The sequence below is a fragment of the Kribbella sp. VKM Ac-2568 genome (assembly GCF_004345365.1).
Taxonomy (GTDB): Bacteria; Actinomycetota; Actinomycetes; order Propionibacteriales; family Kribbellaceae; genus Kribbella; species Kribbella orskensis.
Genome location: NZ_SLVF01000007.1, coordinates 176,915 through 201,445, shown reverse-complemented (window position 1 = coordinate 201,445; position 24,531 = coordinate 176,915). Strand labels below are relative to the sequence as shown.

The window sequence follows — 24,531 nt, the reverse complement described above, 5'->3', positions numbered from 1 at the left end:
TCAGTCAATCCTGTCGGTGATGCCGAGTTCGTCGGCGAGGATCAGGTACATGCCGTGGGACCAGAGCAACGGGCTCGCCACGGACCCCCAGCGCGCGATCCACTCGTCACGCGAGCCGGGGTGCAGCAGGTGGTGCGGGACCTGCTCGGGCAGGTCGCCGTGTTCGTCCGCCTGGGCGGCGATCCACCTCAGGTGGCGAAGTCCGCCCGAGGTGTCGCCGGCCGCGGCCAGGTTCCACCCGAGCAACGCGGACAACAGGATCCACTGCCCACCGCCGTAGAACACGTCCGCGGTGAACCGATGCACCCCGCCGTCGACATCCAGATCCCGGGCCACTGCCGCGAGCGTCTCACTCGCGACGTCGGAGCCCGGGGCAACCAGCCCGAACGGAACGATGCATGAGGGCAACGACCCGTCCACCGCCGAATCACCCAGCCACTTGGTCAAATGCGCGTCCTCGATGCCCTCCGCAACCACCAGGCGACGGATGCGCTCGGCAATCTCCAGCACGGGCGCCGAAGTATGCGGTGCGATCGCAACCAGTCCGCCGTAGATCGCCCCCAGGGTGGAGACATGTCGATGCTCGACGTGCTCCTCCCACCAGTCGTAACAAGGCCGGTCCCAGAACGCGACCAGATAGTCCACCGCCACGTCGATCCCCGCCCGCCACCGCGACAGGTCCAGCCCGTACCGCGTTGCGTGGGTGACCACCGACCACAGCCACAGGCCGTACCCGTCGGTCTGGAAGTCCCACCACGGATCGGATCCGTCGTCCCCGGCGAAGGTGAACCTGGTCGGCAGCATCGCCTCGTTCGACGGCACCTCGCCCCGGCCGAGCGCCGCGCGCAGGTCGTCCACCTGCGCGCGGCGACGACGCAGTACGCCGTCCACCCAGTCGTGGAACCGCCCGGCCGAGGTGACATCGCCGTATCGGGATACTCCTTCGGCCGTGAACGAGCCGTCCCGCAGCCAGGCATAGCCCCGGTACGCCGAGAAGGTCGGCGCGGCGGGATACGCCCCGCCGGCATCCTGGTGCTCGGTGATGACGGCGTGGCTTTGCCGGACCAGCTCGCGGAGGCGGGTCAGTTCGGTCAGGTCCGGGGCGGAGGTGATCATCGGGTCGGTCACTTCTTGAGCAGGCCGTTCACCTTGGTCTGGGCATCGGCGAGGGCCTTCTCGACCGGCTTCCGGCCGGCGGCCGCGGAGGTGAGCTCGGTGGTGACGAGGTCCTGCATCTCTTGCTGGCGCTCGATCACCGGCGGCAGCACAGTGTCCTCCAGCGCGGTGAAGACGGCCTCACGGTTGGCCGGCTTCGGCTGGTCCAGGTACGGCGCCAGCTTGGCTTCGTCGGCGACCGGCGGCAACTCCCACGAGGTCGCCAGCCGGGTCTTGGTGGTCTCGTCGGAGGAAGCCAGGAAGGTGACCCACTTCTGCGCGGCCTCGGCGTTCTTCGACGCGGCCGAGACGACGAGTCCGTTGACGAACATCGCGGAGGCCTTCTGGGTGTTGCCCGGCTCGACCGCGACGTCCCAGTCGAACGGCGCGTCGGCCATCCCGGCGAACATCCAGATGCCGGTGTGCCACATCGCGAGCTTGCCGGACTTGAACAGCTTGGAGTCGAAGTCCGGGGTGCCGGCGCCGTCGGCCTCGGTCGGCATCGTCTTGCCGACCTTGTCGATCAGGAACTTCGCCGCCTCGACGCCCTGCGGGGAGTTGAAGGTCGCCTCGGTCCGATCCGCGTTCAGGAACTCGCCACCGTTCTGCGCGAGCACCTTGTAGAACTCGTTGTACGAGACGGGCTGGTAGTCACCCCAGACCTTGGCGCCCTTGTCGGTCAGCTTGGCGGCCGCGGCCTGCTCGTCCTTCCAGGTCCACTCGGCCGTCGGCCCCGCCACGCCCGCCTTCTTGAAGAGGGCCTTGTTGTAGAAGAGCACCACGTTGGAGAACGACTCCGGTACGCCGTACTGCTTGCCGTCGGAGGTGAACGCGTCGTACAGGGACTTCTTGTACGCGGCCGAGTCGACGTCCTTGAGCTCGGCGAGCGAGCCGTTCTTCGCGTACGTCACGAAGTTCTCGTAGTTCAGCTCGAAGGCGTCGGCCGCGGTGCCACCAGCGACAGCGGTCTGCAACTTCGTGAAGTAGTTGGCGTACGGCACCGTCTCGACCTGGACGGTGATGTTCGGGTTGGCGGTCTGGAAGGCGTTGACGATCGCCGTCAGGTCCTTCTCGTGGCCGTCGTTGCTGGAGAAGTTCAGGTAGCGCACGACGGACTTGCCTTCCGGCGCCGCGACTTCCTTGGTTGCCGAGCCCTGCCCGCAGGCCGTCAGTGCGAGCGCGGCGGTCACGCCGATCGCTCCGAACTTGAGTAGACGCATGATTGTTCCCCTCACTTGATGCCGGGCCTTACTTGATTCCTGTATGGGCCACACCGGCGATGATGTGGCGCTGCGCGAGCAGATAGACGATGGCGATGGGCACGATCGAGACGACCGAGCCCGCCATCACGACGTCCCACTGGGTGGTGAACTGGCCCTGCAGAGTGGACAGACCCAGCGGAAGCGTCATGAACTCCGGCGACCGGATCACGACGAGCGGCCAGAGGAAGCTGTTCCAGCTGCCCATGAAGGCGAACACCGCGACGGTCGCGAGCGCCGGCCGGATCAGTGGCAGCACGATGGTGGTGAAGATGCGCAGATGCCCCGCGCCGTCGATGGTGGCCGCCTCGTCCAGTTCCAGCGGTACGGCGCTGACGGCCTGCCGGAGCAGGAACACCCCGAACGCCGAGGCGATCGTCGGCGCCAGCAGGGCGAAGTACGTGTCCTGCAGGTTCAGCGTCTTCATCTCGATGAAGAGGGGGACGACGAGCACCTGCAGCGGCACCATCAGGGTGGCCAGGTAGAACCCGAACACCACGTTCTTCAACGGGAAGTGCAACCGCGCGAACCCGTACGCCGCCATCGACCCGGTGACGAGCTGGAACGCGGTGGAGGCGACGGCGACCCCGAGTGAGTTCAGAACGATCCGCCAGATCGGCAGCGCGTCCACCAGCGTCCGGTAGGCGCCGAGCGTCGGGTTGTCGACGATCAGCGTCGGGCCGTCGGCCAACGATCCCTCAGGAGTGATCGAGGTGATCACCGTCCACAAGAACGGGAAGAGCATGATCGCGGCGCCCACCAGCACAGCGGCGTACAGGGCGAGCCTGGCGGTCAGCGACCGCGTTTCAGGACCGCTGTACTGCGTGCTCCGGCGCCGGCTGTCATGCATAGTGCACCCACCGGCGCTGGCCGCGGATCTGGACCACGGTGATGACGAGGATCAGCGCGAACAGGATCCAGGAGAGCGCGGAGGCCTCACCCGCACGGCCGTAGCGGAAGGTCAGGTCGTAGATCTGCCCGACCACCACCTGGCTCGACCCCGCCGGGCCGCCGGCGGTCATCACGTAGACCTGGTCGAACACCTGAAACCCGTTGATCAACGAGATCACCACCACGAAGAAGGTCGAGGGTGACAACAGCGGCAGGGTGACCCGCCAGAACCTCTGCCACGCGTTCGATCCGTCCACCTTGGCCGCTTCGTACAGGTCGCCCGGGATGGACTGCAGACCCGCGAGCAGGATCACCATGACGAAGCCGAGGTCCTTCCAGGCCGACGACAGGATCACGGCGGGCAGTGCCCAGTGCGGGTCGGTCCACCAGCCCGGCTCCGGCAGCCCGATGGCCCCGAGCACCTGGTTGACCAGGCCGTTCGTTGGATTGAGCAACCACTTCCAGACGAGCGCGACCACCACCCAACTGGTCACCACCGGGAGGAAGTACGTCGCGCGCAGGAACGCGCGTCCCTTGAGCCTCTGGTTCAGCGCCAGCGCGAGAGCCAGCCCACCGGCGTACACGATCGGCAGGTAGCCGACCACGTAGATCAGGGTGTGCAGGAAGACGCGGCGCGTCATCGGGTCAGTGAGCAGGTTCGAGTAGTTGCTCAGCCCCACCCATTCCATCGGGGAGATCAGATTCCACCTGTGCAGGCTCACCCAGAGCGAGGAGACCATCGGGACCAGCGTGAAGACGAACAGCGGGATCGCGCTCGGCAGCAGGAAGAACAGCACCCAGCCGAGGTTCCTCCACCTCGCGGGTCGGCTCATCTGGCGCCGAGCTTGGCCCGGACCAGGCGGCTCTGCTCGCCGCCGTTCCCGGCGGAGTCGAACGGGGACGACAGCACCAGTGACGCGGCCCCGCGGGCCCACTGATCCTCCGTCCACGGTTCCACCACGACCGGTACCTCTTTGCGGGCCGGTAGCAACGATCGCCGGAACGACGGCTCGAACCCGGTCTGCCAGAAATCCCATCCGTCTACCCCTTCACCCATCAGGACGACCACCTCGGGGTCGACCGTGTGGATCACGCCGGCCAGCGCCCGTCCGAGCATCGCGCCGGCCTCCTCGAAGATCTGCTGTGCCTTGCCGTCCCCGGTCGTTGCTGCCTGCAACAAGGTGGAAAGGGTGCCGCGAGGGCCGATCACCGCACGGCCCCGGCCGGTCCGGACCAGTCCGGCGGCGCCGATGTAGGCCTCCAGACAACCCGTCGAGCCGCAGGTGCAGGGCGGCTCGTCGCCGACGGGGTGCCAGCTCGGGATGTGCCCGATCTCGCCGGCGCCGCCGTTCGCGCCGCGGTAGATGCCGCCGTCCACGACGATGCCGCAGCCGATACCACGCCCGATCGTGACCACCAGGTACGCCGAGTGGTCCCGCCCGATCCCGTACAGCCGTTCGGCGGCGGCCAGGGTGTTGACGTCGTTGTCGACCAGAACCGGGGTCCCGATCGCCGCGCGCAGGGCCGGTCCGACCGGAGCCGCCTGCCAGCCGAGCGTGGGGGCGTCGACGATGCCGGACGCCTGCGAGTCGACCGAGCCCGGTACGCCGACGCCGACCCCGAGCAGGCGATCGTCGAGCTCGGCGATCTCCTCGGCCAGGATCTGGCTCAACCGGCCGATCGCGTCCTCGGCGGTCGGGTCGTACTCGTGCTCCACCGACGACCGCACCGTGCCGTCCAGTTCGACGGTGACGACGGCGACGTGGTCGGCGGTCACCTTGGCGCCGAGTGCGACACCCGCGTCGGTGACGAGGCCGAGCAGCCGGGCCGGCCGGCCACCCTTCGACGGCACGGACTCGAGTTCCTCGACCAGGCCCCGCGCGATCAGGTCCTTGGTGACCTGGGTGACGGTGGCCGGGCTGAGGCCGAGGGCGCGGGCGATCTCGGTCCGCGAGGTCGGGCCCTGGGTGCCCAGCAACCCGACGATTCCCGACGGCACCAGATCGCCGCGGGGGATCGGACCTGGGGAGTTGACCACGAGCACGCTCCTCGGAAACTTACTTCGGCACTAAATTTAGTAGAAAAGTAAGCCCCGCCACAGTCGCTGTCAAGAGTCGGCCGGCGGGTCGGCGTCGTGGCACAGTGATGCCACTGTCACCAACGGTCGTGGGGTTTGAGACGATCGTCACGCGGAAGTATGTCCTGAGTAAGGACTGTGTGAAGATTCGCTGCTGACGGCTCTGTGGATGTGGCCCGGAGGGCTGAGAACCGTAAGTTCAGAGAGGTGTCAGTCGAAGTCAGGAGTGAGCGAAGTGCAACGGGGCAGTCGGGTCGTGCCGTCGGCATGCCCGCGGAAGCCGGCGTCAGCGTGACGACGGTGAACAAGATTCTGGCGGTCGCGGGAGTGGTTCTGCTGCTGGGCGGCCTGGCGCTCGGCTTCCGGTCGATCTCGGCCGCGGGGACGAACTGCGGTTCGGTGTTCCAGCCGGCCGCCGGTATCACCCCGATGGCGTGTGACGGCCGGCTGAACAGCTCGTCCACCATCGTGACGCTGGTCATGGTCGCCGGCGCCCTCTGCCTGGCGACCGCTCTCGCCATCAAGGTCCTCCGCGACCGCATCCGGGTCTGACCGCGACGAGGTCGAACTACCAGGAGCGGTGGCGGGCACTCGAGCCGCACCGCCATCGGCTTCGAGGCTCTGATGGTCATCCTCGACTGAAGTGTCTCCGGCCGGACGCGGTCGGGAGGAAATTGTCTGCGGCGGATGACGACTCTGAGGCAAGGTAGTCGCGATGACCATCGAACCGTTTCGTCTCGACATTCCCCAACCCGAGCTCGACGATCTGCACGCCAGGCTTGACCGGGTGCGGTGGCCGGACGAGTTGCCCGGAGTCGGGTGGAGCTACGGCGTTCCGCGCGACTACCTGAAGGAGCTCGTGGCGTACTGGCGGGACGAGTACGACTGGCGGGCGGAAGAGGCGAAGCTCAATGACTGGCCGCAGTTCACCACCACGATCGATGGTGCGACCGTGCACTTCGCGCACCTGCGATCGCCCGAGCCGGACGCCACCCCGCTGCTCATCAGCCACGGCTGGCCCGGGTCGATCGTGGAAGTCCAGCAGGTCGCCGGCCCGCTGTCGAACCCGCGCGCGTACGGCGGCGACCCGGCGGACGCGTTCCACCTCGTGATCCCGAGCATCCCGGGCTTCGGCCTGTCCGGGCCCACGCGGGAGACCGGCTGGGAGCTCCTGCGAGTCGCCCGCGCCTTCGCCGAGCTGATGGATCGCCTCGGCCACGACCGGTACGGCGTACAGGGTGGTGATTGGGGCGCGGGGATCCTGCGGGAGCTCGGGCGGATCCATCCCGAGCGCGTCGTCGGAGTACACCTGAATCTGATCCCCGGCGCAGGGGCGACCGCAGAGCCGACGGAAGACGAGCTGGCGCCGCTGGAACCGTCGGAGCGCGAACGCACGATCGCTTCGTGGCGGCGGTACGAGGCGTGGGTCAAGGATCGGCAGGGGTACGCCGACCTGCAGATGACCCGGCCGCAGACGTTGTCCTATGCGCTGACGGACTCCCCGGTCGGCCAGCTTGCCTGGATCGTGGAGAAGTTCAAGGAGTGGACGGATTCCGTCGAGCGTCCGGAGGAGGCGGTCGACCGCGACCAGATGCTCACCAACGTGATGCTCTACTGGCTGACCGGGACCGCCGGATCGGCCGCGCGGATCTACTACGAGCGCGCGCACGCGGACTACTGGGGCAAGCCGATCGAGCCCTCCGCCACCCCGACCGCGCTCGCCGACTTCGCCCACGACAACTTCATCCCGCTCCGCCACATCGTCGACCGTACGAACAACATCACCCGCTGGACCTCATACCCACACGGCGGCCATTTCCCCGCAATGGAGGTCCCCGACGTCCTCGTCGAAGACATCCGCGCCTTCTTCCGAACGCTACGCTGAACCTTGCGCTGACTCAGGGGCGCAGAACGAGCTTGCCGGTCGTCCGCCGGGCGAGCAGGTCCTCGTGCGCCTTTCGCGCGTCGGCCAGCGCGTACTCCGCTCCTACGAGCGGCCGGAGTACGCCGGTCGCGGTCAGTTCCAGGAGCTCGGTCAACGGCTCGCGGTAGGCACCGGGGAGCTCGAGTGCCGGCCGGAGCCAGAAGCCGCCCACGATCAGGTTGCCGTCGGCAAGTGCACTGGGGTCGATCTGCGGCCGGTGCTCGTGCCTTCCGGCGTTGCCATAACTGATCAATCGGCCGAACCCGGCCAACACCCCCAGCGCCGCCTCGACCGCCGGGCCACCAGTGGACTCCAGTACCACATCCACCGGGCGTCCCTCGTTGGCGGCAAGGACTCGCTCGCGATAGCCCTGGACGTCACTGTCGACGGCGGCATCGGCACCGAGGCTGATTGCGAGGTCGCGCTTCGCCGCAGTGGATGCAGCCGCGATCACCCGGGCCGCGCCGAAGTGCCGCGCCAGTTGCACCGCGAGGGATCCCACGCCACCCGCGGCAGCGTTGACCAGGACCGACTCGCCGGGCAGCAGGCGCGCGCTGCTCCGGAGTACGTGCCAGGCGGTCAGTCCCTGGACGAGCAACGTCAGCGCCTCGCCGTCACCCACCTGCTCCGGTACCTCGACCGCGTCAGCCGCCGAGATCACCGCGGCTTCGGCGTACCCGCCGCCCTCGAAGATCGGCGCGAGCACCCGGCGGCCGTCCGGAGTACGGCCCACGACCTCGGTGCCTGGGATGAACGGGAGCTTCGGAGTGGCCCGGTAGGTGCCGTCGGTACGGTGCGTGTCCGCATAGTTGACGCCGGCTGCGGCGACCTCGACCAGGAGCCGGTCTGCTGACGCTACAGGCGCGGGGACCTCGCTCAGGACGAGCACCTCGGGACCACCGAACCGGCTGACCTGAATGGCGCGCATTTCAGGCGACCTTGATCTTGCCGTTGTCCACCAGCCAGGCGATCGCCTCGAGTGTGGTGCTCAGGGCGGAGTGGCCAGGGCGGAAGCCGAGCAAGCGGGACGCCTTCTCCATCGAGCAGTGGGGGCTGTGGGCGATGTGGTCGCGGGTGGTCTGGGCGTCCTGTTCGGACACGGTCTCCGTCCACTCCTCCCAGGGGAGGAACATCAGCCGGGGCTCGCGGCCGAACCACCTCGCCACGCCCTCGGCGTACCCGCGAAGCGTCAGCGCGCCGTCGGCGACGGCGTGGAAGCTCTCGCCGATCGCGACGGACCGGTTCGCCATCGCGGCCAGGAAGACGCCGGCCACGTCGGCGGCATGCACGTGCTGGACGGTCTCGAGCCCGAGGTTGGGCAGCGCCAGTTCGTTGCCTTGCGCAAGCGTCTCGAAGACGGCGAGGTCGAGGTGACCGGCAGGGTTGACGGGCGCCCAGCCGGGTCCGCTGATGTGTCCCGGGTGGATCACGGTCGCGGGCAGGCCGTCGAGATTCAACAGGTAGCGCTCGATCGCGGCCTTGGCGATGCCGTACTCGCCGAACGGCGTCCGGGGCGCGTCCTCACGGGTCGGTACGGATGCACTCGGCCCGTGCACCCAGATCGTGCCGCAGTGCAGGAAGTGCCGCACCTCGCCGCGCAGCGCATCACCCAGTTGCCGGGCGCTGTCCTCGGTGAAACAGATCAGGTCGATCACCACGTCCGCCCGCAGGTCGCGGATCCGCGCGGCGAACGTGCCGGCCGCATCTTCGGCCGCCCGGTCCACGGTCTGCAGCTCGACCTGCCGCCAGGTCGAGCTCGCCCGGTACGGCAATCGCTGCCCCCGGCTGAGGACGACCACCTCATGGCCCGCCTGCACGAGCTCCGGAACCAGATAGCTACCGATATGACCGGTACCGCCGACGACGACTGTGCGCATGCCCACCACCCTAGGCCGCGAGATCCGGGCCGGCTCAGCGAACTATCGTGACCGCATGAGCTTTACCGGTTTCCCGACGGCCGCCCTGGACTTCTACGACGACCTGGAGATGGACAACACCAAGACGTTCTGGACGGCGCACAAGCAGGTGTACGAGGAGTCGGTCCGCGCACCGATGGCAGCGCTGCTCGCGGAGCTCGAGGAGGAGTTCGGCACGGCCAAGATGTTCCGCCCGTACCGCGACGTCCGCTTCGCCAAGGACAAGACGCCGTACAAGACGCACCAGGGCGCGTTCATCGACCTCGGTCCCTCGACCGGCTGGTACGTCCAGATCTCGGCGCCCGGGGTGCGCGTCGGCGCCGGCTTCTACGAGGCGCCGTCCGACCGCCTGGCGCGGATCCGTACGGCGATCGACGACGAGCGGCGCGGTTCCGAACTGGAGAAGCTGCTCGCGGATCTGCAGACGGACGGCTGGACGCTCGGCGGCGACAAGCTGAAGACGACACCGCGCGGGTACGACGCCGAGCATCCGCGGATCGACCTGCTCCGGCACAAGTCGATGACGCTGGGCCGGTCCTACGGCTTCGAGCCGATCATCCACTCACACGAGCTGGTCGACCAGATCCGCCGCGACTGGCGCGCCACCGGGCCGTTCCTCGACTGGATCGCCGCCAACGCCTGAGTCAGCTGTCGAAGTCGTGCAGGATGCCGGCCAGGATGTCGCGGGTCTTGCTCGGCGGGGGAGCGGCGACGCAGAGCGCCTCCATGGTGGCCGTGTACTGGTCCAGGTCCTCGAGCTTGTCCAGGTAGAGCGCGCTGGTCAGGTGCTCGATGTAGACGATGTCCGGCAGGTCCTGCTCCGGGAAACGCAGGATGCTGTACGCACCACCGGTGGCCGCGTGGCCACCGGAGTCGAACGGCATCACCTGCAGCGTCACGTGCGGGATGTGCGTCGCCTCGATCAGCGCCTCGAGCTGGACCCGCATCGCCTTGACGCCACCGATCGGCCGACGCAGCACCGACTCGTCCACCACGGCCCAGAGGCGGACCGGGTTCGGCCTGGTCAGCACCTCCTGCCGGCTGACCCGCAGGGAGACGCGGCGCTCGACCTCTTCGGCCGGGATCAGCCCGCGGCCGAGCTGGACGACGGCTCGCACGTACTCCTGGGTCTGCAAGAGGCCGGGCACGAACTGCAGCTCATAGGTACGGATCAGCTGGGCGGCGGCCTCGAGGCCGAGGTAGGAGTGGAACCAGCTGGGCAGCACGTCGCCGAAGCGGTGCCACCAGCCGGGGTTGTTCGCGTCGCGCGCGAGCGCCATCAAGCGGTCGCGCTCTTCCCCGTCGTCCAGTCCGTACAGCGTCAGGAGGTCGCGGACGTCGCGTTCCTTGAACCCGACCCGGCCCAGCTCCATCCGGCTGACCTTGGACTCCGACGAGCGGATCTCCCACCCCGCGTCGGACCGGGTGATCCCGGCCGCCTCGCGCATCCGCCGCAAGTGCGCTCCGAGAATGATGCGAAGCGCGGTCGGCCCGCTCTGAGCGCCCGACTCCGTCACACTCACCTCCGACGCCCCAGCTCGAATCCACGGCAGGTGTCTGCCCACCCCGACCAAATCATCGCACGTCGAGACCGCGATCTGTCGAAGTTCTTACATAGGTATCGCATTTCCGGTCCACCGGCACACCCGGGTGGCATCGATGCCAGCCGAATCGGCCTCTTCGTGACTCTGTGTGAGTGCCCGATCGGGTGCACTTCAGCCGGACCGGACCCGCACGGCCGGGCTCGCGGATGCGGAAATCGCTTCCCGGTCAGCTAGATCGGCAGGTTCGAGACTCAGATCGGCGGTTTCGGCACGCTCAGAGGCCGTCCCGATGGTCACAACTGAAAAACGTGCGAATGCACGTGCATCGGGCGCTTGCATTCGTATCGTGCGACCGCCATGATTGCTTCATGCACAGAAGGTGAGCTGAATCTCGCGAATAGTGACATCGTGTGATCAGCAGGCCGGTCCACAGATCCGTCGGCGCGGTACCGCCGGCATGACTGGTTGGGGAACCCGAGTCGATGAGCAACCACGACACCGAGCCCGTCGAGTACGTCGCCGACACCAGTGGCGAGCGTGCCCCGGACGAGCTGACCGAACGGGAGATCCAGGACCTGGTGGCGCGCTGCCCCGAGCAGCAGCGCTGGGCCTTCGAAGGCTGGCTTCGCGGCGTCCGTCATCTCGACGGGGATCCGATCGTGAGCCTGGGATGAACACCGATCGAGGAGGCCGAAAAATGGTGCGGATCTGGTTGGGCGACCACCTGATCGCCGAGTACGTCGCGGAGCCGGATCGGGCGTCGCGCTACCAGCGGGTGATGACGCCCAAGTTCACCGGTCTGCGCATCACCGTGGACAGCGCCGCCGCCCCGAATGCGGCCTCGGAGCTTCCCAGCGAACAACTCTGGCCGCTGACGGTCCAGTGATGTCCGGGGCGGCTCGGTAGTAATAGAGCCGCTTCGGTAAGGAGTACTGCTCTTGAGAGTGCAGGAGAGCGAGCCCTGCCACTAGTGATGTCCCACTAGTCCTAGGCCGCGGCGCGGGCGCCAGGGAAAGCCTCGCGTCGCGGAGCGCAGTACCGGTCGAGGCCGGCCTTCTAGCGGAAGGCCGGCCTTCGTCGTTCCCGGCGGTCGGCTGTATTTCCTGGGGCCGCTGCCGGGCGGTCGCAGACGTTAAGAGGCCCCCTCACCACTCGCCTGGTGAAGGGGCCTCTTGCCTTCCGGAAACTCTCTAGGCGAGGTCGTCGAACTCCCCGTCTTGAACGCCGCCGAGGAATGCCTCGATCTCGGCCTTGGTGAAGACCAGCGCCGGTCCGTCCGTGTGACGCGAGTTCCGCATCGCCACACCGCCACCGGGAAGCTTCGCTACCTCTACGCAGTTGCCGTTCGGGCCACTCCGCTGACTCTTCCGCCAGGTCAGCTCGCTCATCGAGTCGCCGGGCATGCCGTTGTAGACAGCAGTCATCAGCTGCACCTTCCGTACGTCTTTGGCATATGCACGTGCATTTGGGCTTGCATTTGCATCGTACACGTTGGAGGCCGTGGTGTCCGGTCCTTTACGAAGCGTGCTGGCGTGCCGCTCAGGACCGGCGTGGCGGTCGCTTTCGGTGACAGAAGCCGGAGCAGAACCGGTCGGGAGGTGCCGGCGGACCCCTGGGTGACGGGGCTCGCGCGCGGATCAGCGGTGCCCGGTCGAGGGGTCGGCGGAGAGCCTGGTGAGGAAGTGCCGGAGCAGGCCGGTGAGAGGTGATGAAAGAACCTGGCGAAGCTGCTCGGAGAACCGGCGGAACAGGTCTCTACCGGAATTGAATCGTTATGTCAGGACGTTCGGGGCGTAACTCCGGAACCCCTTGCGTAGTTGAGAGATCAGGCACCACGCAAGGCTTCGTCAAATCTCTGCCAGGACACTCCCGCCGGCGCCACACCGGACTTCTACTGGTATGCGAGTGCACTACGATGACGGCATCGATTCCCTACAACACAAAGGCTGCGCCGATGGCGACTCCCGACGGCCCGGAAGCTCCTCCGGAGTTCGACACTTCCCAACCCACCATCGCGCGCGTCTACGACGCCCTGCTCGGTGGTAAGGACAACTTCGCCGCCGACCGCGAGGGTGCGGCGACCTATCTGAAGTACGTCCCGGACGCCGGTCGCTGCGCGATCGAGAACCGGGAGGCGCTCGTCAAGGGTGTTCAGTACCTGGTGCGTGCAGCGGGGATCGACCAGTTCCTGGACATCGGCAGCGGATTGCCGACGCAGAAGAACACCCACCAGGCGGCTCAGGAGATCAACCCTGACGCCAAGGTGGTCTACGTCGACAAGGACCCGATCGTGCTCGCCCACGGGCGTGCGCTGCTGGCGACGAACAACAGCACCATCGTCGTCACCGCGGATCTGCGCGACCCGCAGAGCATCCTCGACAACGAGGAGATCAAGAACCACCTGGACTACAGCCGGCCGGTCGCGCTGATGATCGTCGGCATCCACATGCACTTCCACGACGACGAGAAGCCGGACGAGTGGGTCCGGACGATCATGAACGAGCTGGCCCCGGGCAGCTACCTGTTCATCACCGACTTCGTCGACACCGGCGAGCCGCTGCAGAAGGCGATGGAGCAGGCCGGCCTCGAGAGCCTGGGCAACGGCTGGATCCGGACCCCGGAGCGGATCGAGCAGCACTTCCTCGGTCTGCCGCTGGTGCCCCCGGGCCTGGACTTCCTGGCCCGCTGGTTCCCGGAGGACCCGGAAGGCGACGTGCCCGACGCCGAGGACCTGCAGCCGTACCAGCGCATCCTGATGGCAGGGATCGCCAAGAAGGGCTGACCCCCTTCCAGCACAGTGAAGAGCGCGCGACCCTCCGGGGACGCGCGCTTTTCGTTGTCCTCGTGATCCACTGCTTTCGTGGTGGAGATGCGCAGGCAGCTGGGGCTGAGGGACGCGGTCGTCGTCGGGTTGGGGTCGATGATCGGCGCGGGGGTATTCGCCGCCTTCACGCCGGCCGCCGAGGCGGCCGGGTCGGGCTTGCTGATCGGCCTGGCGGTGGCCGCGGTAGTTGCCTACTGCAACGCGACCTCGTCGGCGCGGCTCGCCGCGCGGTACCCTGCATCGGGCGGCACCTATGTCTACGGCCGCGAGCGGCTCGGGCCGTTCTGGGGGTACCTGGCCGGCTGGGCGTTCGTGGTCGGCAAGATCGCCTCGTGCGCGGCGATGGCTCTGACGGTCGGTTCCTATCTCTGGCCTGACCAGGCGCACGCCGTCGCTGTCGCGGCGGTCGTTGCCCTGACCGCACTCAACTACTTCGGGATCCAGAAGGCGGCCTGGCTCACCAGGATCATCGTCGCCGTCGTCCTGCTGGTCCTGGCCGTGGTCGTGGTCGTCTGCCTGACCTCTAGCAGCGCCGATCCCGGCCGCCTCGAGATCGGTGGCGACGCGACGTACCGAGGTGTGCTCCAGGCGGCCGGGTTGCTGTTCTTCGCCTTCGCCGGCTATGCCCGGATCGCGACTCTGGGCGAAGAGGTTCGTGATCCCGGCCGCACGATCCCGCGAGCCGTACCGCTCGCGCTGGCGATCACCCTGATCACATACGTCGCAGTGGCCTTGGCGCTGCTGGTGGTTCTCGGGCCCGAGCGGCTCGCGGCGAGTCCTGACGCGGTGGCGGCCGCGGTCCAGGAAGCGGGTGCGCCGGAATTGGTGCCGGTGGCAAGGATTGGCGCGGCCGTGGCGGCGTTGGGTTCCCTGCTCGCGCTGATCCTCGGGGTTTCGCGGACGACGCTGGCGATGGCGCGTGACCGGCATCTGCCGACCGCGCTTGCCGAGATCCACCCGAAGTACCAGGTCCCGCATCGTGCCGAGCTCGCGGTCGGGGCGGTGGTCGCAGTACTGGCTGCGCTGGTGGATGTCCGTCAGGCGATCGGGTTCTCCTCTTTCGGAGTGCTCTTCTATTACGCGATCGCCAACCTGTCCGCGGCTACCCTCCGCCCGGACGAAGGGCGGCCGCCGCGCGCAGTACCGGCGGTTGGGCTGGTGGGGTGTTTGACGCTGGCGTTCGCGCTGCCGTGGTCGTCAGTTTTCGCCGGTGGGGCGGTTCTGCTGCTGGGGGCGATTCTCTATGGGGTACGCCACAGACAGTGACGATGCATGAACCAGCTGGATCGGGGTACGGGCGTAGTCAGGTATTTGACCGTGGTCCAGAGATGTGCCACGCCGTGACTATGCGTCGCGAGGTCAATCCATGAATTCCACCATCAGCACCGTTCTTTTCCACTCCAGCACCGAGCCCGTGCCGACGCAGTGTTCCTCCGCCGAGGAACGGGCCGCCAGGGAATCGGCCACCATTGAACTGCTGGAGCGCAGGGAAGCCAGCACCGACGAGTTCGAGCGGCAGGAGCTGCTCGAGGCCGTCATCGAGCTGAACATCGAGATCGCCCGGGGTATCGCCCGTCGGTTCCGCGGCCGGGGCGCCGAGGCGGAGGATCTCGAGCAGGTCGCCTACCTCGGTCTGGTCAAGGCGGCCCACCACTACCGGCTGGACGCGGACACACCGTTCATCGGGTTCGCCATCCCGACCATCCGCGGCGAGGTGAAGCGGTACTTCCGTGACTGCGCCTGGACCGTCCGGATCCCGCGCCGGCTGCAGGAGATGCAGGGCACGATCGCCGCCAAGCTCCCCGTGCTGGAGCAACAGTTGAACCGCGAACCCACTCCGGCCGAGATCGCCGAGCACCTGGGTGTAGAGGCCGGTGAGGTGGAGCAGGCGATGGCGGCCAAGGGCTGCTTCAACGTGCTGTCGCTGGATCGCCCGTCCGACGTGGACGCCGATCTCACGCTGGCCGACGTGGTGGCCGACGAGAACGACAGGTCGGTCGATCAGTTGGAGACCGTCGACATGCTGCAGCCGGTGCTGGAGGACCTGGGCCCGCGGGAGCGGCGGATCCTGCATCTGCGCTTCATCGAGGGCTGGACCCAGTCGGAGATCGGCAAAGACATCGGTGTCAGCCAGATGCAGGTGTCCCGGGTGCTGCGCCGCATCCTCGACGAGCTTCGGGACAAGTTGTCCCCGATGCCGGCCGTTGCCTGAAACTGCGTGACATAGCTTGACGGTGCTCGAGCGGGCTCGGCCGCCGTGGCCGAGGGCAACTGAACAAATCATCCGCCCGGGTGGTGCCGGACCGCGCCGGATGCGGGCAGAATGAGAAGTCTCAGTAGCGATCGACCACGGAGACTGGACGTTTTGCCCTTCAGGATGATCAGGACGCTGCCGGCGGACGCGGCGACCATCGTGCGGGCCTACCCACCGATGGTGGTCTGCTTCGCCGCGGCCCTGGCGCTCACGGCGCTGGTCTTCGACGTGTTCTACCTGGTCGCGAGCCCGGGGCTGACGTTGGCGGCGGTCTACACGATCCCGGTGCTGGCCGGGCTGATCGCCGGGTTGGTGGCCGCCGCCGACGACCTCGAGCTGGAACGCCGCGTGCTGGTCCGGACGATCGTCGCGACCGTTGCCGTCGGCATCACCAATGTGGTGGTGGTGGCGATGGTCTCGGCGATGCGCCGGACCGGGCCGTCGGACTGGGGGGCCGGTGGCCGGGCGATCCTGTTCGCCGGCTGCACGGTGCTGTCCGTCGCCATCACGATCGTTGCCACCAGCAACCTCATTCGCAGCCTCCGGCTCGACCTCAAGACCAAGCTGCCGAAGAAGAGGAAGAAGGAGTATGTGCCGCCGCCCGCGCTGGCCCGGCCGAAGCCGCGGGTGAGCAAGGAAGCCGCCGCTCGCGCCAAGCCGGTACAGGTCCAGCAGGTGGAAGAGCCTATGTACGACGAGGCGGAGCTCGGTCGCCGCGCGGAGCCGGTGCCGGCTCTCACTCCGCCTGCCTACCTTCCGCCGCCGCCGCAGCGGATCGACCTCGACGAGGCCCGGCCGGTCACGCCGTGGGCCGAAGGCACCGGCCACGCCGACCGCCGCGCTGCCCGCGCCGCCCGCCGCATCCCCGCCGTTCCGCCATCGCGCCGCCCGTACCGCCACGGCCGCCGCGGCGAACGCTGAGCCCACGCGGGTGCGGCGGCGGACGCTGGAGCCCACCGGGCGCGGCCGGAGTCGGTCGCGCCCGGCCGACTGTCAACCCCAGTCGCCGGCGAGCTGGCGAGTGGTCGCGTTGAGGCGGTTGAACAAGTTGGTGACCGCGATCATCAAGGTGATGCCCGCAAGTTCCTTCTCGTCGTAGTGCTTGGCCGCCTCCGCCCAGATCTCGTCCGGTACGGCGTTCGTCCGGTCGGCGAGGCGGGTGGCCGCCTCGGCCAGTGCGAGGGCGGCGCGCTCGGCGTCGTTGAAGTACGGGGTCTCGCGCCAGGCTGCCACCGTCGCGAGCCGTTCGTCGGTCTCGCCGGCCTTGCGGGCGTTGCGGGCGCCGGAGTCGACGCACGCGCTGCAGCCGTTGATCTGGCTGGCCCGCAGATGCACGAGTTCGAGCGTGGTCTGCCGGACCCCGCTCGAGTACGTCACCTTGAACAGGTTCTGGATCGGCTGCATGGCGTCCGGGAGGACCATCGCCGGGTTCTTCATCCTTGCTTGCATGGCTGTTCGCGCTCCTTGGCTAGGGATGAGCAATGGATCGGAAGGGCCCTTCCGGACAGCTCCCAGCCTGCTGACAAAGGACGGTGGGGATCAACCGCTGATCCCGTACCATCCGATAACCCGGAGCTAATCGTTCGAAGGGACCGCCCCCTTGGAGCTGCGCGACATCGAGATCTTCCTGACCCTGGCCGAGGAACTGCACTTCGGCCGGACCGCCGCGCGGCTGCACGTGTCGCAGGCCCGGATCAGCCAGTCGATCAAGCAGCAGGAGCGGCGGATCGGCGGCGCGCTGTTCGAGCGCTCGAGCCGGACGGTGCGGCTGACGCCGGTCGGGGAGCAGTTGCGCGGCGACCTGCTGCCGATCTACCACGGCCTCAAGCAGTCGGTGCAGCGCGCGCGGGACGCGGCCCGCGGCGTGACCGACGTACTCCGGATCGGGATGATCCCCAGCAACACCCACGACCTGAGGCCGTTCTGGGACACGTTCCGCAAGCGGCATCCGCAGTGGGGGTTGCGGGTCCGGCACAACCAGTTCATGGACCCCTTCGGCCCCTTGCGCCGCGGCCAGATCGACCTGCTGGTCAGCTGGTTGCCGGTGGAGGAGCGGGATCTGACGGTGGGACCGATGATCTTCTGCGAGCCGCGGGTGCTGGCGGTCGCGTCCGACCACGTCCTGGCCGGGAGCGACACGGTGTCGTGGGAGGTGCTGGGAGATTTCGGGTCGCTGGGCGCCGTCGAGCCGGCACCGGACTACTGGGAGGACGCGTTCACGCCGTTCTACACGCCCAGCGGCAGGCCGGTCGAGCGGCAGCGGACGATCGCCACGCTCGACGACCTCTACACCTTGATCAGCATGGGCGAAGGCGTGAACTCCCTCGGTCGGCATGTGATCCGCTACCACCCGCGGCCCGACGTCGTGTACCTGCCGTACCACGACGCTCCACTGCTGCGATGGGGGCTGGTCTGGCGGAGTGAGCCCGACAGCCCGCTCATCCGTGGCTTCCTCGAGGTGGTCCGCGACCTCGGCACACCGGAGCTCAGCTGATCGCGGGTTGGCGGCCGGAGGCAGGCTGGAGGGGTACGTTCGGTTGATGGCGGGAGGGCCTGTGGACTGGGATCTGGTGGTGGTCGGGGCCGGGCCTGCTGGTGCGGCGGCGGCGCTGGGTGCGCTGGCTGCCGAGCCCGGGCTGTCCGTGCTGCTGCTCGATCGCCAGGACTTCCCGCGGGACAAGGCGTGTGGTGACGGGATCGCGCCGCACGTGTTCGATCTGCTGGCCGAGGTCGGGGTCACCGGTCTGGTCGACGACCGTACTCCGGTTCGCCGGCTCGCACTGCGCCGCGGTGAGCTCGCGGTCGACCGGTTGATGGAGCGGCCGGCGTGGGTGGTTCCCCGGACGATCTTCGACCAGCGGCTCGTCGAGGCGGCCCAGGCGGCCGGTGCGGAACTCCGCCGGCACCGCGTTCGCGCCCTCGACGTACTGCGCTCGGCTGTGCGGGTGGACGACCTGTTCGAGGCACGGGTGGTGGTCGGCGCGGATGGCGCGCAGTCAGTGGTGCGCCGGACGCTGGGGCTTCCGGTGGGACCTACGGCGCTCGCGCTGAGGGGTTATGCGCCGACGCCTGACGGTCGTTCCGCCCGGCAGGTGATCGTGTTCGGGACGGCGCGGCAGCCGTCGTACGCGTGGTCGTTCGATCGGGGTGATGGGCTCTCGAACGTGGGATACGGGGAGCAGTTGATGGCGGGTCGTTCTCGGCCGACGCGGGCCGAACTGCTCGACCGGCTGGAGGAGTTGCTGCCAGGCGCCGGGGCCGGCGGGATCGATTGGCGAGGGCATCACCTGCCGCTGTCGAGCTGGTCCTGGCGGCCTTCGGATGGGCGGGTGCTGCTCGCGGGAGATGCTGCTGGGCTGATCAATCCGATGACTGGGGAGGGGATCTACTACGCCGTCGCCACGGGGTTGCTGGCGGGACGGGCGGCTGCCGCTGCTGTCCGGCGGGATGACGGCGGCGCGGGTTCGGAGTACAGGCGATCGACGGCTCGGTTGCTTGCTCGGCATCTGCGGCACACCGCGCTGACGGCGCGCCTGACCCGGTCTGGGCGGGTCCTCGATGCGGGGATCCGAGCCTCTGCGGCCGATCAGCGCGTCTTCGACGATCTGGTCGAGCTCGGGCTCGCGGCTGGGCGGATCACGCCGGCCATGCTTCGTGGGCTGGTGACGAAGTAGCCGTTAGCCGAGGATCGTGGTGATGGCTTCCTGGGACCACTCGTCGAACAGGCGCCAGCGGTTGTCCGGGAAGAGCGTGTACTGCGCCTCGACCGCCCAGTGCAGCCGGAGGAACCAGAAGATCCCGACGATCGCCGGGTCGATGAACTCGCGCGGATCGATGCCCTGATCGACCAGCAGCAGGACCAGGTCGACGTCGGCAGGAGCGAGCACAGGACGCTGCCAGTCGATGACGCGGTAGCCGTCGGAGGTGATGAAGACCTGGTCGGCCTTGAGGTCGCCGTGGATGACCTGGGGAGTCGCGGTGAGCGCGTTCAGTACCGCGTCACCGGCCGCCCAGGCTCGAACCTTCCGCACACTCTCGTGGTTCGTCAGCGTGAAGCGTCCGTCCGCCAGCAGCTTCTCGTGCCGTTCGAGCACCTCATCGACGAGGTCCGACCAGGTCTGTTCGTCTCCGATCGTGAGGTACGTCGGCAGCTGCCCGCCGATCTCGCCGATCTGGGTCACCAGGCGACGTCCGTGCTCGACGAGTTCGGTCGGTTCCAGCTCCAGGTCAGCCAGCAGTGGGGCGTCGATCCACTCGATCGTCATCGACCGGGATGCGTCCAACCCGCCGAGGTCCTGGTGGCCGGGCAGCAGCTTCGACGAGGCTGCCTGGTAGTACTCCGGCTCCACGGTCGGCGGGAGTTGCGCTTTGTAGACGAGCGTCCTGCCATCGCCGAGCAGCACCCGCTGGACACACGACAGCGGCCACACGTGGATGGTCTCGCGCTCCTCGATCGGAGCACCCAGCGCCTCGGCGAGCTCGTCGTCGGTATGCAGGGCGATGTCGCTGAAGGCAGGGTGTCTTTCCACCTCGCAGACTCTTCCGGACCGCCGCCCGAACCACAACACCTCCGCAGCCTGCTCGTGCGAGGGTGGGTCGAGCACATCGGGCCGTGGCCCGCGACGACTGGCCGGTCCGTACTGCGGAAGCGGCGTGGGCGATCCGCCGGGAGCGGTACGCCGGGTGGCTCGAGAACGGCAGCGGGACGTTGCTACTGGCAACTGATGCCGACAAGCTCGTCAGGCTTTGAGGGCGGTGCGTTGGGTTGGTGTCAGGCGGTTGGGGCTGGCGTCGACTGTGTAAGCGGCGGTGGCGGCGGGGCGGAGTACGAGGGGGTCGGTGAAGTCTTTGTAGGTGTGGGCTGTCTTGAGGGCGGCGGTGATGCGGTCGGTTGGCCAGTCGAGGGCGGTTGCCAACTGGGGTGCGGTGAGTGGGCGGGCTGCGTGGAAGAGGGCGGCCAGGACGGTCATCGCGTCTTCCGCGGCGCCCGCGGCGGGGCCGCCTGACATGTCGTTGCTGAGTTGCTGGAAGAACTGGCTCATCTGCTCCAGCCGTGCGCCGGCTGGAGTGCTGGACTGGAGCAACTCGGCACCTTGTCGGGCGGTTGCCGCCCAGTTCGCGTTCGCGCGGGCACTGGTCTTCCAAGCCTGGATCCAGACGTCCTCGGCAATGAGGTAGTGCTCGTGGCGGCCTCCTCGGTCGTCCGGCTCACGGCGGACCAGTTCCACCCGCTCGAGGTAGCCGATCGCCTTCGAGATCGAGGCATGGCTGACCTGCAGGTGGCGGACCAGTTCTGCGGCCGTGAGGCTCGGGGAGTCCGCGGTGTAGAGGTGGGCGAGGACGCGGGCGGCCATCCGGGGGACGCCGGTGTCGACCATCGTTGCCGCGAAGCGCTCGGCGAACTCGCGGACCGCCTGGGGATCCCGGCCGTAGGCATCCACCTCCGCAGGCTCCTCCATGGTGGCGGCCGGCCTGCTCCTGCGAGCGCGAGAACTGGTCGCGTAGTGGGCGTGGTCGGCCCGGTAGCCGCGGGCGCCACCGTTGCGCGCGATCTCGCGGCTGATGGTGGAGGTGGGGCGATCCAGCCGCCGGGCGATCTCGGCGTACCCGTGTCCCGCTGTCAGCCCGGCAGCGATCGCCAGACGGTCCTCGTGGCTCAGTCGGCCTCCTGGCATCGCTTGGCTCCTTCTCGGTGCGTTCACCGCCAGCTCATTGCAACGGCTGTTGAGACTGCGTTGCATTTGTCGTCAAAACCATTGCAACAATAGCCTTTCAGGCGCTCGATTTCCTAGGCGTATCGTCCTGTGAGCGTTGCCTGGGCAGGAAACGCAACGTAGCTTCCTCGACATCACGGAGATGCTGAGGAGGCTGGATGACTGGCGGTGAAGTCGTGCTCGACGTCGACGGGCTGCGAATGCGGTACGGCGCGACCGAGGTGCTGCACGACGTGGCGTTGCGGGCCCATCGGGGCGAGGTGCTGGCGTTGCTCGGTCCGAACGGCGCGGGCAAGACCACCACGATCGAGATCCTCGAGGGGTTCCGGCTGCGATCGGCCGGCCGGGTCGAGGTGCTCGGCGTGGACCCGGCGCACGGTGACGAGCGGTGGCGCGCGCGGCTGGGCGTAGTACTGCAATCGTGGCGGGATCATGGCAAGTGGCGGGTGCATGAGCTGTTGACCCATCTGGGCAGCTACTACACGCCGTACTCCGACGGGGCGATCCAGCGACCGTGGGACGCCGCCGAGTTGATCGCGGCGGTCGGGCTGACCGAGCACGCGGGCCAGAAGATCAGGACGTTGTCGGGTGGGCAGCGGCGTCGGCTGGACGTCGCGATCGGCATCGTCGGCCGGCCCGAGGTGCTCTTCCTGGACGAGCCCACGGTCGGCTTCGACCCGGCCGCGCGGTACGAGTTCCACGAACTCGTGCAACGGCTCGCGGGCGATCAGGGGACCACGATCCTGCTCACCACCCACGACCTGGACGAGGCGGGCAAGCTCGCCGACCGCATCCTGATCCTCACCGCCGGACGGATCGTCGCCGCTGGTACTGCGGCCGACCTGACCCGGCAGATCGCGGGCGAGGACGAGGTGCGCTGGACACTCGACGGCAAACCGTGCGTCGAGTCCACCAAGGACTCCACGGTCTTCGTCCGGGAACTCTTTACGCGGTACGGAGAAGCGATCGGAGAGTTGGAGGTTCGCCGGGCTTCATTGGAGGACACCTACCTGACCTTGGTCCGGCAGAGCGAGGTGGCCCGGTGAACCCGCGCGGGGTGGCGATGCGCGCGGGCTGGCAGCGCGGGGTCATCGAGCTGCGGCAGTCGTTCACCAACGGCGCGGAACTCTTCAGCCACTTCCTCTGGCCGGTGCTGATGCTGGTCGCGCTGTTCTTCCTGCGGGACAAGGCATTCGGCGGGTTCCAGCTCGGCGCGCTGGTGCTGCCAAGCATGCTCGGGATGAACGCGGCGATGGGCATGGTCTCGATGAGCCAGCAGTTGACGGCCGATCGCGAGGACGGCACCTTGCTGCGGGCGAAGGCGACGCCCAACGGCATGCTCGGCTACCTCGTCAGCAAGGTGGTGTCTGTCGCCGGGGGGCTGCTGGTCGATCTGGCGATCCTGCTGGTGCCGGGGTTGATCATCATCGACGGGCTGGCGACCGGGAGTGCCGAGTCTTGGTCGACGCTGAGCTGGGTGCTGGTGCTCGGGCTGCTGGCGACGTTGCCGATCGGCGCGATCCTGGGGTCGGTGTTCACCAGTGCGCGGGCTCAAGGGCTGATTCAGCTGCCGATCCTGGCGTTGATCGCGATCTCGGGGATCTTCTATCCGATCACCGCGTTGCCCGACTGGCTGCAGTGGATCGCACAGCTCACGCCGATCTACTGGCTGGGGCTGGGGATGCGCTCTGCTTTGTTGCCGGAGGCGGCGGTCGGGGTCGAGATCGGCGACTCCTGGCGGCACCTCGAGACGATCGGGGTGCTCGGAGTGTGGGCGGTGGCGGGTCTGCTCGTCACTCCGGTCGTACTGCGCCGGATGGCTCGGCGGGAGTCGGGGTCGAGCGTGGCCGGCCGCCGGGAGAGGGCGCTGCAGCGGATCGGGTAGCCCGCGGTTCGGGGTGTGAGGCTGTGGTGGAGCGAGCGGTTCGGGGTGGGCGGTTGTGGGTGGAGCGATTCCTTTCGGGGTGGTGCGTGGTCTATCCGATCACGCGACCCACTCACGTTGGAAGGACTCCCGTCATGCCACTCAAGTACAGCCTGTTCCTGCCGACCGGCTTCGGCCAGGACCTGGCCGGGTTCACCGATCCGGGGGAGGCGTACGACCTGTTGTTCGAGCTGGTGGAGGCCGCCGAGCAGAGCGGGTTCGATGCCGTCTGGACGCCGGACCATCTCCAGACCGTGCCACCCTCGCAGGCCTACCTGTTCGAGTCCTGGTCGTTGCTGTCGGCAATCGCCGGGCGGACCGACCGGATCCGGATCGGCCAGCTGGTCAGTGGGAACGGGTACCGCAACCCCGCGCTGCAGGCGAAAATGGCGTCCACCGTGGACGTGCTCTCCAAGGGGCGGCTGACCTTCGGCATCGGCGCGGGCTGGTACCAGCGCGACTACGACGCCTACGGGTTCGAGTTCCTGCCCGCGCCCGAGCGGTTGCGGCAACTGGGTGAGGCGATCCAGGTCATCCAGTCGCTGTGGACGAACGACGTCACCAACTTCGACGGGAAGTACTACCACCTGGTCGACGCGGTCAACCAGCCGCGGGGGATCCAGCAGCCGCGGATCCCGCTGATGGTCGCCGGTGGTGGCGAGAAGGTGACGCTGAAACTCGCCGCCAGGTACGCGGACCTCTGCAACGTGATGGAGTCGCCGGCCGGCGCTGAACGCAAGTTCGGGATCTTGCGGGACCACTGTGCGTCGGTCGGCCGGGAGTACGACGAGATCCGGCGCACGGTGACCACGCACTGCTTCATCACCGACACCGACGAGGAGGCCCGGGCCGCGTTGTCCCCGGGGATGGGGCTGTTCTACCCGGGCGACTTCGGGTCGTATCTCCTGTACGGAACGCTCGACACTGTGCGCGAACGCATCCACGCGTACCAGGCGGCCGGAGTACAGGAGTTGATCGTCGGGTTCCATCAGTCGACCGATCCGGAGGCGATCAGGCGGTTCGCGAAGGAGTTCGTCAGCTGAGCAAGG

At 68.1% G+C, this 24,531-nt stretch carries 27 protein-coding genes; 15 read left to right on the top strand and 12 right to left on the bottom strand.

Annotated features, from left to right (window positions below; all coding sequences use genetic code 11):
• From EV648_RS21765 to EV648_RS21745, 5 genes are read right to left on the bottom strand one after another with little or no spacing between them, the layout of a single operon-like run.
• Window positions 1–1,128 (bottom strand): glycoside hydrolase family 15 protein, encoded by a 1,128-nt coding sequence (locus EV648_RS21765; protein WP_241995454.1) that lies wholly within the window; start codon window positions 1,126–1,128, stop codon window positions 1–3.
• Window positions 1,125–2,375: a sugar ABC transporter substrate-binding protein gene (locus EV648_RS21760; RefSeq protein ID WP_132294697.1), complete on the bottom strand. Its 1,251-nt coding sequence runs from the start codon at window positions 2,373–2,375 to the stop codon at window positions 1,125–1,127. Before EV648_RS21760 ends, EV648_RS21765 begins: the two co-directional genes overlap by 4 nt.
• A gap of 28 nt (window positions 2,376–2,403) precedes the next feature.
• The gene (locus EV648_RS21755) at window positions 2,404–3,264 is read right to left on the bottom strand and encodes a carbohydrate ABC transporter permease (RefSeq protein ID WP_132294694.1); all 861 of its coding nucleotides are present in this window, start codon (window positions 3,262–3,264) and stop codon (window positions 2,404–2,406) included.
• Window positions 3,257–4,138: a carbohydrate ABC transporter permease gene (locus EV648_RS21750; protein WP_132294691.1), complete on the bottom strand. Its 882-nt coding sequence runs from the start codon at window positions 4,136–4,138 to the stop codon at window positions 3,257–3,259. The genes EV648_RS21755 and EV648_RS21750 overlap by 8 nt, the downstream gene beginning before the upstream one ends.
• Window positions 4,135–5,343 carry an ROK family transcriptional regulator gene (locus tag EV648_RS21745; protein ID WP_132294688.1) on the bottom strand — a complete coding sequence of 403 codons (1,209 nt, stop codon included), beginning with the start codon at window positions 5,341–5,343 and terminating at the stop codon, window positions 4,135–4,137. The genes EV648_RS21750 and EV648_RS21745 overlap by 4 nt, the downstream gene beginning before the upstream one ends.
• Before the next feature lie 339 nt (window positions 5,344–5,682).
• Between EV648_RS21745 and EV648_RS21740 the strand changes: the two genes are divergently transcribed.
• A complete protein-coding gene (locus EV648_RS21740) occupies window positions 5,683–5,934 on the top strand; it encodes a hypothetical protein (protein ID WP_241995453.1) in 252 nt (83 codons plus the stop codon).
• Between the two features lie 163 nt (window positions 5,935–6,097).
• A complete protein-coding gene (locus tag EV648_RS21735; RefSeq protein ID WP_132294682.1) occupies window positions 6,098–7,267 on the top strand; it encodes an epoxide hydrolase family protein in 1,170 nt (389 codons plus the stop codon).
• A 13-nt stretch (window positions 7,268–7,280) separates the two neighbouring features.
• Here the strand turns inward: EV648_RS21735 and EV648_RS21730 are convergent, their stop codons facing one another.
• Window positions 7,281–8,234, bottom strand: coding sequence for a zinc-binding dehydrogenase (locus EV648_RS21730; protein WP_132294679.1), 954 nt, complete (start codon window positions 8,232–8,234; stop codon window positions 7,281–7,283).
• 1 nt (window position 8,235) lies between these two features.
• A complete protein-coding gene (locus tag EV648_RS21725) occupies window positions 8,236–9,183 on the bottom strand; it encodes an NAD-dependent epimerase/dehydratase family protein (protein ID WP_132294676.1) in 948 nt (315 codons plus the stop codon).
• A 55-nt stretch (window positions 9,184–9,238) separates the two neighbouring features.
• On the opposite strand from EV648_RS21725, the gene EV648_RS21720 reads away from it, so the two are divergent.
• On the top strand, window positions 9,239–9,865 hold the full coding sequence (locus EV648_RS21720) for a DUF2461 domain-containing protein (RefSeq protein ID WP_132294674.1): 627 nt from the start codon (window positions 9,239–9,241) through the stop codon (window positions 9,863–9,865).
• Between the two features lies 1 nt (window position 9,866).
• Here EV648_RS21720 and EV648_RS21715 read toward each other — a convergent pair whose 3' ends face one another.
• On the bottom strand, window positions 9,867–10,739 hold the full coding sequence (locus EV648_RS21715; RefSeq protein ID WP_132295514.1) for a helix-turn-helix transcriptional regulator: 873 nt from the start codon (window positions 10,737–10,739) through the stop codon (window positions 9,867–9,869).
• A 509-nt stretch (window positions 10,740–11,248) separates the two neighbouring features.
• Here EV648_RS21715 and EV648_RS21710 point away from each other — a divergent pair.
• Window positions 11,249–11,440: a hypothetical protein gene (locus tag EV648_RS21710; protein ID WP_132294671.1), complete on the top strand. Its 192-nt coding sequence runs from the start codon at window positions 11,249–11,251 to the stop codon at window positions 11,438–11,440.
• Window positions 11,441–11,463: 23 nt separating this feature from the next.
• Window positions 11,464–11,652, top strand: coding sequence for a hypothetical protein (locus tag EV648_RS21705; RefSeq protein WP_132294668.1), 189 nt, complete (start codon window positions 11,464–11,466; stop codon window positions 11,650–11,652).
• Window positions 11,653–11,956: 304 nt separating this feature from the next.
• Here the strand turns inward: EV648_RS21705 and EV648_RS21700 are convergent, their stop codons facing one another.
• Window positions 11,957–12,190: a DUF397 domain-containing protein gene (locus EV648_RS21700; RefSeq protein WP_132294665.1), complete on the bottom strand. Its 234-nt coding sequence runs from the start codon at window positions 12,188–12,190 to the stop codon at window positions 11,957–11,959.
• Window positions 12,191–12,720: 530 nt separating this feature from the next.
• On the opposite strand from EV648_RS21700, the gene EV648_RS21695 reads away from it, so the two are divergent.
• The 4 genes from EV648_RS21695 to EV648_RS21680 all read left to right on the top strand — a co-directional run bounded on the left by EV648_RS21695 (window position 12,721) and on the right by EV648_RS21680 (window position 16,765).
• Complete coding sequence (locus EV648_RS21695; RefSeq protein WP_132294662.1) at window positions 12,721–13,548, top strand: SAM-dependent methyltransferase; 828 nt, start codon at window positions 12,721–12,723, stop codon at window positions 13,546–13,548.
• An 87-nt stretch (window positions 13,549–13,635) separates the two neighbouring features.
• Complete coding sequence (locus EV648_RS21690; protein WP_132294659.1) at window positions 13,636–14,856, top strand: APC family permease; 1,221 nt, start codon at window positions 13,636–13,638, stop codon at window positions 14,854–14,856.
• Window positions 14,857–14,956: 100 nt separating this feature from the next.
• Complete coding sequence (locus tag EV648_RS21685; RefSeq protein WP_132294656.1) at window positions 14,957–15,802, top strand: SigB/SigF/SigG family RNA polymerase sigma factor; 846 nt, start codon at window positions 14,957–14,959, stop codon at window positions 15,800–15,802.
• A gap of 165 nt (window positions 15,803–15,967) precedes the next feature.
• Window positions 15,968–16,765, top strand: a complete 798-nt coding sequence (locus tag EV648_RS21680; protein WP_241995452.1) for a hypothetical protein — start codon at window positions 15,968–15,970, stop codon at window positions 16,763–16,765.
• Between the two features lie 72 nt (window positions 16,766–16,837).
• Here EV648_RS21680 and EV648_RS21675 read toward each other — a convergent pair whose 3' ends face one another.
• A complete protein-coding gene (locus EV648_RS21675; protein WP_132294651.1) occupies window positions 16,838–17,293 on the bottom strand; it encodes a carboxymuconolactone decarboxylase family protein in 456 nt (151 codons plus the stop codon).
• A 151-nt stretch (window positions 17,294–17,444) separates the two neighbouring features.
• Between EV648_RS21675 and EV648_RS21670 the strand changes: the two genes are divergently transcribed.
• Both EV648_RS21670 and EV648_RS21665 read left to right on the top strand, forming a co-directional pair.
• A complete protein-coding gene (locus tag EV648_RS21670) occupies window positions 17,445–18,338 on the top strand; it encodes a LysR family transcriptional regulator (RefSeq protein ID WP_132294648.1) in 894 nt (297 codons plus the stop codon).
• 46 nt (window positions 18,339–18,384) lie between these two features.
• Window positions 18,385–19,518: an NAD(P)/FAD-dependent oxidoreductase gene (locus tag EV648_RS21665; protein ID WP_132294645.1), complete on the top strand. Its 1,134-nt coding sequence runs from the start codon at window positions 18,385–18,387 to the stop codon at window positions 19,516–19,518.
• Between the two features lie 3 nt (window positions 19,519–19,521).
• On the opposite strand, the gene EV648_RS21660 is transcribed toward EV648_RS21665, so the two are convergent.
• Window positions 19,522–20,373, bottom strand: coding sequence for a phosphotransferase (locus EV648_RS21660; protein ID WP_132294642.1), 852 nt, complete (start codon window positions 20,371–20,373; stop codon window positions 19,522–19,524).
• A gap of 62 nt (window positions 20,374–20,435) precedes the next feature.
• Here EV648_RS21660 and EV648_RS42675 point away from each other — a divergent pair, with 62 nt between their 5' ends.
• Window positions 20,436–20,594 (top strand): hypothetical protein, encoded by a 159-nt coding sequence (locus EV648_RS42675; protein WP_158294043.1) that lies wholly within the window; start codon window positions 20,436–20,438, stop codon window positions 20,592–20,594.
• Here the strand turns inward: EV648_RS42675 and EV648_RS21655 are convergent.
• Window positions 20,584–21,519: a helix-turn-helix domain-containing protein gene (locus EV648_RS21655; protein ID WP_132294639.1), complete on the bottom strand. Its 936-nt coding sequence runs from the start codon at window positions 21,517–21,519 to the stop codon at window positions 20,584–20,586. The two genes, EV648_RS42675 and EV648_RS21655, sit on opposite strands and share 11 nt — an antisense overlap.
• Before the next feature lie 197 nt (window positions 21,520–21,716).
• Between EV648_RS21655 and EV648_RS21650 the strand changes: the two genes are divergently transcribed.
• The 3 genes from EV648_RS21650 to EV648_RS21640 all read left to right on the top strand — a co-directional run bounded on the left by EV648_RS21650 (window position 21,717) and on the right by EV648_RS21640 (window position 24,525).
• Window positions 21,717–22,604 carry an ABC transporter ATP-binding protein gene (locus EV648_RS21650; protein ID WP_132294636.1) on the top strand — a complete coding sequence of 296 codons (888 nt, stop codon included), beginning with the start codon at window positions 21,717–21,719 and terminating at the stop codon, window positions 22,602–22,604.
• Complete coding sequence (locus EV648_RS21645) at window positions 22,601–23,443, top strand: ABC transporter permease (protein ID WP_241995451.1); 843 nt, start codon at window positions 22,601–22,603, stop codon at window positions 23,441–23,443. The genes EV648_RS21650 and EV648_RS21645 overlap by 4 nt, the downstream gene beginning before the upstream one ends.
• 134 nt (window positions 23,444–23,577) lie before the next feature.
• A complete protein-coding gene (locus EV648_RS21640; RefSeq protein ID WP_132294633.1) occupies window positions 23,578–24,525 on the top strand; it encodes a TIGR03560 family F420-dependent LLM class oxidoreductase in 948 nt (315 codons plus the stop codon).
• Window positions 24,526–24,531: the final 6 nt, after the last annotated feature.

What these genes read in the sequence shown, in the direction of transcription:
- EV648_RS21760 (WP_132294697.1), bottom strand. Translation starts at nt 2,375, where the DNA reads ATGCGTCTACTCAAGTTCGGAGCGATCGGCGTGACCGCCGCGCTCGCA.
- EV648_RS21755 (WP_132294694.1), bottom strand. Translation starts at nt 3,264, where the DNA reads ATGCATGACAGCCGGCGCCGGAGCACGCAGTACAGCGGTCCTGAAACG.
- EV648_RS21750 (WP_132294691.1), bottom strand. Translation starts at nt 4,138, where the DNA reads ATGAGCCGACCCGCGAGGTGGAGGAACCTCGGCTGGGTGCTGTTCTTC.
- EV648_RS21735 (WP_132294682.1), top strand. Translation starts at nt 6,098, where the DNA reads ATGACCATCGAACCGTTTCGTCTCGACATTCCCCAACCCGAGCTCGAC.
- EV648_RS21730 (WP_132294679.1), bottom strand. Translation starts at nt 8,234, where the DNA reads ATGCGCGCCATTCAGGTCAGCCGGTTCGGTGGTCCCGAGGTGCTCGTC.
- EV648_RS21725 (WP_132294676.1), bottom strand. Translation starts at nt 9,183, where the DNA reads ATGCGCACAGTCGTCGTCGGCGGTACCGGTCATATCGGTAGCTATCTG.
- EV648_RS21720 (WP_132294674.1), top strand. Translation starts at nt 9,239, where the DNA reads ATGAGCTTTACCGGTTTCCCGACGGCCGCCCTGGACTTCTACGACGAC.
- EV648_RS21710 (WP_132294671.1), top strand. Translation starts at nt 11,249, where the DNA reads ATGAGCAACCACGACACCGAGCCCGTCGAGTACGTCGCCGACACCAGT.
- EV648_RS21705 (WP_132294668.1), top strand. Translation starts at nt 11,464, where the DNA reads ATGGTGCGGATCTGGTTGGGCGACCACCTGATCGCCGAGTACGTCGCG.
- EV648_RS21700 (WP_132294665.1), bottom strand. Translation starts at nt 12,190, where the DNA reads ATGACTGCTGTCTACAACGGCATGCCCGGCGACTCGATGAGCGAGCTG.
- EV648_RS21695 (WP_132294662.1), top strand. Translation starts at nt 12,721, where the DNA reads ATGGCGACTCCCGACGGCCCGGAAGCTCCTCCGGAGTTCGACACTTCC.
- EV648_RS21690 (WP_132294659.1), top strand. Translation starts at nt 13,636, where the DNA reads ATGCGCAGGCAGCTGGGGCTGAGGGACGCGGTCGTCGTCGGGTTGGGG.
- EV648_RS21685 (WP_132294656.1), top strand. Translation starts at nt 14,957, where the DNA reads ATGAATTCCACCATCAGCACCGTTCTTTTCCACTCCAGCACCGAGCCC.
- EV648_RS21680 (WP_241995452.1), top strand. Translation starts at nt 15,968, where the DNA reads ATGATCAGGACGCTGCCGGCGGACGCGGCGACCATCGTGCGGGCCTAC.
- EV648_RS21675 (WP_132294651.1), bottom strand. Translation starts at nt 17,293, where the DNA reads ATGCAAGCAAGGATGAAGAACCCGGCGATGGTCCTCCCGGACGCCATG.
- EV648_RS21665 (WP_132294645.1), top strand. Translation starts at nt 18,385, where the DNA reads ATGGCGGGAGGGCCTGTGGACTGGGATCTGGTGGTGGTCGGGGCCGGG.
- EV648_RS21655 (WP_132294639.1), bottom strand. Translation starts at nt 21,519, where the DNA reads ATGCCAGGAGGCCGACTGAGCCACGAGGACCGTCTGGCGATCGCTGCC.
- EV648_RS21650 (WP_132294636.1), top strand. Translation starts at nt 21,717, where the DNA reads ATGACTGGCGGTGAAGTCGTGCTCGACGTCGACGGGCTGCGAATGCGG.
- EV648_RS21640 (WP_132294633.1), top strand. Translation starts at nt 23,578, where the DNA reads ATGCCACTCAAGTACAGCCTGTTCCTGCCGACCGGCTTCGGCCAGGAC.